Consider the following 6,418-nt stretch of genomic DNA (forward strand, 5'->3'; position numbering starts at 1 on the left):
GGCTTAAACCCCCTCGAGGGCAACCTCATGCGGGTTCGAACCCCGCCCCGGGCACCATCACTGAGCAGGGGAAATGCCCGCAATCGAGGCTGTCTCGGACCCTCGCACGGCGGTTCGCGATCACGAAAAGATCACGGACTTGTTCTGTGAGGGGCGCCGATCGCTCTCGAAGCGCGATGGGTGGGTCGTCACGGACGGCCTTCCTCGGGCGCTGAGTTCACCTTCAGGTGCGCTAGCATTGCTGTCAGCGCAAGCGATACGGAGGTGACGAGATGGCGACACTGACGATCCGAGGGATCGATGACGAACTACGCGACCGCCTGAAGATTCGCGCCGCACACAACTCCCGGTCCATGGAGGCCGAAGTGAGAGAGATTCTTGCTGGCGCGCTTGCGGGCGGCTCGACCGACGTCGGTCTCGGGAGCCGCATCCATCAGCGGTTCGAGGCGATCGGTGGCGTCGATCTCGAGGTGGCTCAGAGGGTGGAGCGGCCTCGGTCCGAGCTCGCATGATCGTGTGGGACACGAACGTCGTGTCCGAACTGATGCGCCCGGAGCCTGACGAGTTGGTCGTGGCGTGGGCCGACCGTCAGTCCGCCAGTGAGGTGTTCATCACCGCGATCACGCTTGCGGAGTTGTGGTACGGCATCGGTCGTCTGCCGATGGGCAGACGGCGCAACGAGTTGGCCGAGGTCTTCGACGAAATGCTCACCGAGGACTTCGAGCGCCGCGTCCTGGACTTCGATCGCGTCGCTGCTGCTCACCACGCCGACCTCGTCGTGGAGCGGGAGCGAATTGGGCGGCCGATCAGCCTGGCCGATGCGCAGATCGCAGCGATCTGTCGGAGCCACGGTGCGGCGATCGCGACCAGAAACGTCGACGACTTCGCCGACGTCGGAGTCGACATCATGAACCCGTGGACCGACTCCTGACCTTCCTTCGGTCTCAGAACCCAGGTCACGACCACACCCGGCCGTCCCGGCCGGAGACCACCGAACAAGGAACACCCCAGCCTTTGCGAAATCGCGGCGGCGGCGACTCGATGATGTGATCGAGTCATGCGCGCGGTCAGCGCAGGCGACACGATGCCGATGCCCGAGCCACCACCCGAGGGTCGGGCCGATTACTCGGAGCGTGTTCGGCCGACGCCGCCGCCGGTGTCGTCGACCGCGAGCATGACGTCGACCAGGGCGGTCGTGAGGTCGCCTTGCCGAGAGTCGAATGCGGCGCGGTCCTCGGTTTCGTTCGGGTCGGTGCGCAGGTCGAACAGCTGCTCGTGTCCATTGCTGTCGCGTGTGAAGCGCACGCCCTCGGTGATCAGGGTGCGCATACGTGAGGGGTTCCCGACGAGCGCTGCGACCTTCGGGTCGAGGTCGTCCTCGACGAGTACATGCTCGCGGATCGACGTTGCAGTGCCCGACAGCAGTGGGGTGAGCGTCGAGCCCTGCATCCCGCGATACGGCTCGAGCGCGCACCGGTCGAGGATCGTGGGGGCCACGTCGAGCGATGACACCAGGCCGGGGGAGCGGCCGGTGACGACGCCCGGCCCGGCGACGCACATTGGGACGCGCACGACGCCTTGGTAGTGGATGTTGCCCTTCACCATGAGCGAATGGTCTCCCATGATGTCGCCGTGGTCGGAGGTGAAGATGACGAGGGTGTCGTCGGTGACACCGAGGTGGTCGAGGTGGGTGAGGACACGGCCGATCTCTTGGTCGATGAACTCGATCATGCCGTAGGTGGCCGCGATGGCTTCCTGGACGAGCACAGGGTCGTCGGTGCCGAATGGCAACGGCCAGAACGGGGCTTCCGTCCGGTTCCTGATGGCCTGAAGATGCGGCGGTGCGCCGGTGAGCGGGTCGCCGAAGGTTGCTGGGAGCTCGATGTCTCGTGGGTCGTGGCGGTCGAACCACTTGCCCGGCGGGGTGAGTGGGTGGTGTGGGTCGGGGAACGCCATCCATGCCATCCACGGCTTGTCTTGCGCGTGGGCGTCGTCGATGAATGCGACGGTGCGCTCGCCGACGAACGCGGTCGAGTGGAGTTCGGGTTCGTAGGGCGGTCGGTAGATCTGCCACCACCGTTCGGAGCGTCGATCGCCGGGCGCGTCCGCGTTCATCGGAGGGAACACGTCCTCGCGGCGGGCGCCTTTGGCGAGCGCCCAGCGGAGGTGGTGGCCGGCCATGCGGGCGCCGTGATCGGTGGAGAACTCGACGTGGTCGAAGCCGTAGTAGTCGTCGGGTGACTCGGGTTCGGCGTCGCCGTCGTACCGCTCGACGAACTCCCATGAGTACATCGAGTCGGGGTAACCGTCGGCGCGAGCGTCGGCACCGATGTCGGGGACGGCCCATCGGTCGACGGACAGCTGCAAATGCGACTTGCCGATGAGACCGGTCCGGTAGCCAGCGGCTCGAAGCGATCGGACGAAGGTGTTCGACCCCCACTCGAGTGCGCGGTCATTGAAGATCACACCATGGCTGCTGGGCATCCGGCCGGTGATCAGTGACGATCGGTTGGGACTGCACATCGGGTTGGCGACGTACGCCCGATCGAACACTCGACCCCGCGCTGCCAGGCCATCGAGGTTCGGTGTCGAGACCACGGCGTTGCCGTCGAAGCCAACGTGGTCCGCACGCTGTTGGTCGGTGATGATCACGAGCACGTTGGGGGTGCTGCGATCGGGTGCCTCGGTGTCCATCTGGCCTCCTCAATCGGAACAGGGCTTGCCTGCAAACATAAGTTATATTATGTTTGCAGGGTGGATGCAAACGCAGCGGTCAACAAGGCGGAATCATTGGTCGATCTGATCGCCGAATGCGCCGGCGCAGGTGAACACGACCGACAGGTTCCCCAGGAAGTCGTCGACGCCATCGCAGCGGAAGGGCTCTTCGAGATCGTGGTTCCGACCTCGCTCGGCGGACACGGCCTCGGGCTCGAGCCCTTGGCCGAGGTCACGCGAACGTTGGGGCAAGGGTGCCCGGCCACGGCGTGGACGATGTCGTTCTTGATGATGCACGCCTGGCTGTTGTCCAAGTTCCCCGAAGAGGGCCATGCTGAGCTCTTCGCCGACACGGCCGCCCCGTTCGCACCGGCACCGCTCGCACCGACGGGAACGTCGCGGCCGGTCGAGGGTGGCTACATGGTGAGCGGTCGGTGGGAGTGGGCCACAGGATCGGCACACGCAGATTGGTTGATGGCCAACACCATCGTCGAGGGCTCCGAGTTCGAGTTGCGCTTCGTCGTGCTCCCCATGAGTGAGGTGACGATGGACGACGTGTGGTTCACCAGCGGCATGCGGGCAACACGCAGCAACACGGCGGTGGTCGAGGAGCGTTTCGTCCCCGAGCACCGCACGATCCAGGCCAGCGACATGCTCAACTCGACGACGACGATCGAGGGTGACGGGCTCGCCGGTCTACCGGTCATGTCCGTGCTCGCCCTGGTCGCCGCGGCCCCGGCCCTCGGCGGAGCCGAAGGTGCCGCCGAGGAGTACCGCACCCGGCTGCGCGACCGCGTGCTTGCGTACAGCCTCGGTGACAAGGCCGCCGAGCAACCGGCTGCGCAGGTCCGGATCGCCACTGTCGACGATCTCGTGCGCACCGCTGCCGCTCGCTGGCGCCAGGCGATGGCACCGCTCACCTCCGGGCACGACATCGGCGAGGCCGAGCGCGTCGACGCTCGCCTCGCCGCTGCATCGGTCGTCAAGATGTCTCGCCAAGCGGTGTCGACCGCATGCGAGGGTGCCGGCGCGAGCGTGTACTTCGACACCCATCCGCTGCAGCGCATCCAGCGCGACCTCGAGACGCTGAAGGGTCACGTCATCTTCGACTGGGACCGCACCGCCGAACTCGCTGGCCGACACCGGCTCGGGCTCGACCTCCGTCCGACGGACATGGTCTGAGCATGTCGGTGCGGTCGATGTTGTGGGTGGAGGGAAGTCCGAAGGGTGAGCGCTCGTTGTCGTCGTCATGCGCACGAGCGTTCCTCGCCGCTCTCGGTGATGACGTCGCGGTCACGCACGTCGACGTGTGGTCCGACGATGTCGTCGTCTTCGGTCGGGAGGCGGCGCTGGCCAAGTTCGGTCCGCTGTTCGGTGAACCACACACACCCGAGCAGGCCGAGATCTGGGAGCGGGTGACCGCGCAGATCGACCAGGTCGCGAGTCACGACGCGATCGTGGTGAGCACACCGATGTGGAACTGGAGCATCCCGCACGCGCTCAAGGCGTGGATCGACGTCGTCGTGCAGCCGCTCCAGTCGTTCACCCTCGACGCTGAAGGCCGCCACGTCGGCACGCTCGGAGTCGGCAAGCAGGCGCAGCTCATCGTCACCCGCTCCTCGGCGTACGACGGGACGAGCCCAGAACTGGTCGACCACCAGGAGCCGTACCTCCGCTACCTTTTCGACTTCCTCGGCTTCGACCTCTCGGAGAGCCTGATCATCGAACCGACCACGGCCTGGACCCCCGAAGAGCGTCAGGTCATCGTCGACGAGGCGGTCGAACGAGCACGCCGAGCGGGTGCATCGTGGTGACCGGCTCGGGCAAAACGCGGTGGCTACTCGCCGGCCAGCAGCTGTTGCGCGAGTTCGGCGTGCGCGGCGTGAAGATCGAAGCGCTCGTGGACACCACGAACCTGACGACTGGAAGCTTCTACCACCACTTCCCCAACATGGCGGCCTATCGCAAGGAGCTGGCCGAGTTCTACGGGACCGCCCAGGTCGAGGAGAACGTGGAGACCATCGCCGACGCCGATCCACGGGATCGTCTGCGGCGCCTCGCGCAGATCGCACGTGAGGAATCGATGGGGGCCCTCGACGCTGCCATGCGCGATTGGGCCGGGAGCGACCCCGTCGCCGCCGGCGCGGTCCGCGCGCTGGACGCGACATTGCTCGAGCACATCGCAGGAGCATTTCGGGACTTGGGCCACGACGAAGCGGGTGCCCGGATCCGAGCATTCGTGCTGTTCTCCGCGGGCGTGGCACAGGTGCATCCGCCGTGGCCGGTCGGGGATTCGGCTGAGACGCTGCTCGACATTCTCGAGCGCGCCGACGGGTCGTGACGGCAGCCTGGGCTGATCGTGGGCTACGTCGAACAGGCTGCAGCGTGGAGCATGCGCTCGAGCGCGCCTACTGAACTTCCATCCCCGATTCCGATTCCGTCATCGAGGAGTACCCATGCCGGTCGAGACGCACATCCTCGACGAATGACACTGCTTCCGACATCCGTCGCCCGACGCGACCGACGCACTTGTTGCCTTCTTGACGGGTCAGAACTTGCTGCCGGGCGACTCGACCGGTTGCTTCCAGCGGTTGAGATAGGTCACCTCGCGCGCCGGTCGACGGGGCGCGGGGGTGAAGGTGTCGCCGGTGTAGTAGGCGACGGGGAGCAGACAGACCTGGGTCACGGTCGGCGGAATGCCGAGGACGTCGGCGACCTCGGCCTCGTGCTCGAGGTGGAACGTCGTCCATGCCGACCCCAAGCCCCGTGCTCGCCCAGCGAGTTGGAAGCTCCACACGCCTGGAAGAACCGACCCGAAGTAGGCGGCGGTCGAGCCGAGGGCTTCGGCGGGCGGTGGTCGATCGAGGCGCATTGCCAGCACGAGCGCTGGGACATCGGCGAGATGCTCGAGCAGGAACTTGCCCGACTCGACGACGCGTTCGGTGCGCTGGTCCTGCGGCGCGCTGGAGTGCCCGTCGAGGTAGGGGGCGCCGACTCGGGTGTACCGCTCCGCGATCTCCTGCTTCGTCGCTGCGTCGTCGATGATCATCCAGCGGTTGCGTTCGAGGTTGCCGCCCATCGGTGCGGGATTGGCGATGTCGATGCACTCGAGGATCTCCTCGTGGGGGACGGGTTGGCTGAGGTCGAGTCGTCGGCGTACCTGCTTGGTCGTCGTGAGCAGGCGGTCGGTCTCGGCGAGATCGAAGCCGGTTCTGGGGTGACGGGCCCCCGGGGTGCCTGATGAATTGGTGCTGGTCATGATCGATGCCTCCAAGGGCTCGTTGTGGTTGGTTGCGGTCGATGCGTCTGTGTTGTTCAGAGCTCGAAGAGGATCTTGAACACGCCGTCGTCGCGGGCGTCGAACAGGCGGTACCCCTCGGCTCCGGCGGAGAGCGGCATGTGGTGGGTGAACAGTCCCGCGGCGCGGAGCCGCCCGCTCTCGAGGAGCGGCAGCAGCGATGCCCAGAGTTCGGGCACTGGCGCGACGCCCGCTCGCACGGTGAGGCTGCGATAGATCAGCTGGGCCATGTCGAGGCCGGTGCCGCCCTGGGGGAGACCGATGAATGATGCGGTGCCGCCGTTGCGAGTGATGCGCGGAACGGAGGTGATCGCGGCGGCCGCCCCGGACGCTTCGAAACAGCGGTCGACGAGCCGGCCCTTGGTGAGCTCGCGAACCGACGACACGAGGTCGTCGCCTGGGGGC

General features: G+C 66.5%; 8 protein-coding genes. 5 read left to right on the top strand and 3 right to left on the bottom strand.

The features are described from left to right. Window positions 1-272: 272 nt before the first annotated feature. Both WBV89_RS05700 and WBV89_RS05705 read left to right on the top strand, forming a co-directional pair. Window positions 273-512 (top strand): FitA-like ribbon-helix-helix domain-containing protein, encoded by a 240-nt coding sequence (locus tag WBV89_RS05700; RefSeq protein WP_423980369.1) that lies wholly within the window; start codon window positions 273-275, stop codon window positions 510-512. Continuing rightward, window positions 509-931 carry a type II toxin-antitoxin system VapC family toxin gene (locus tag WBV89_RS05705; RefSeq protein ID WP_423980370.1) on the top strand — a complete coding sequence of 141 codons (423 nt, stop codon included), beginning with the start codon at window positions 509-511 and terminating at the stop codon, window positions 929-931. The genes WBV89_RS05700 and WBV89_RS05705 overlap by 4 nt, the downstream gene beginning before the upstream one ends. A 191-nt stretch (window positions 932-1,122) precedes the next feature. On the opposite strand, the gene WBV89_RS05710 is transcribed toward WBV89_RS05705, so the two are convergent. Next, window positions 1,123-2,694 carry a sulfatase family protein gene (locus tag WBV89_RS05710; RefSeq protein WP_423980371.1) on the bottom strand — a complete coding sequence of 524 codons (1,572 nt, stop codon included), beginning with the start codon at window positions 2,692-2,694 and terminating at the stop codon, window positions 1,123-1,125. 60 nt (window positions 2,695-2,754) lie between these two features. Between WBV89_RS05710 and WBV89_RS05715 the strand changes: the two genes are divergently transcribed. The 3 genes from WBV89_RS05715 to WBV89_RS05725 are packed head-to-tail and all read left to right on the top strand — an operon-like array spanning window position 2,755 to window position 5,056. Further along, on the top strand, window positions 2,755-3,897 hold the full coding sequence (locus WBV89_RS05715; RefSeq protein ID WP_423980372.1) for an acyl-CoA dehydrogenase family protein: 1,143 nt from the start codon (window positions 2,755-2,757) through the stop codon (window positions 3,895-3,897). Between the two features lie 2 nt (window positions 3,898-3,899). Next, complete coding sequence (locus tag WBV89_RS05720) at window positions 3,900-4,529, top strand: FMN-dependent NADH-azoreductase (protein WP_423980373.1); 630 nt, start codon at window positions 3,900-3,902, stop codon at window positions 4,527-4,529. Further along, window positions 4,523-5,056 carry a TetR/AcrR family transcriptional regulator gene (locus tag WBV89_RS05725; RefSeq protein ID WP_423980374.1) on the top strand — a complete coding sequence of 178 codons (534 nt, stop codon included), beginning with the start codon at window positions 4,523-4,525 and terminating at the stop codon, window positions 5,054-5,056. Before WBV89_RS05720 ends, WBV89_RS05725 begins: the two co-directional genes overlap by 7 nt. A gap of 207 nt (window positions 5,057-5,263) precedes the next feature. Here WBV89_RS05725 and WBV89_RS05730 read toward each other — a convergent pair whose 3' ends face one another. Beyond that, window positions 5,264-5,974: a nitroreductase family protein gene (locus WBV89_RS05730; RefSeq protein ID WP_423980375.1), complete on the bottom strand. Its 711-nt coding sequence runs from the start codon at window positions 5,972-5,974 to the stop codon at window positions 5,264-5,266. A gap of 56 nt (window positions 5,975-6,030) precedes the next feature. Then, window positions 6,031-6,418, bottom strand: a 388-nt coding sequence (locus tag WBV89_RS05735; protein WP_423980376.1) for a zinc-binding dehydrogenase, incomplete at its 5' end; no start/stop codon positions are given.

This window comes from Ilumatobacter sp. (assembly GCF_049588435.1).
GTDB lineage: Bacteria > Actinomycetota > Acidimicrobiia > Acidimicrobiales > Ilumatobacteraceae > Ilumatobacter_A.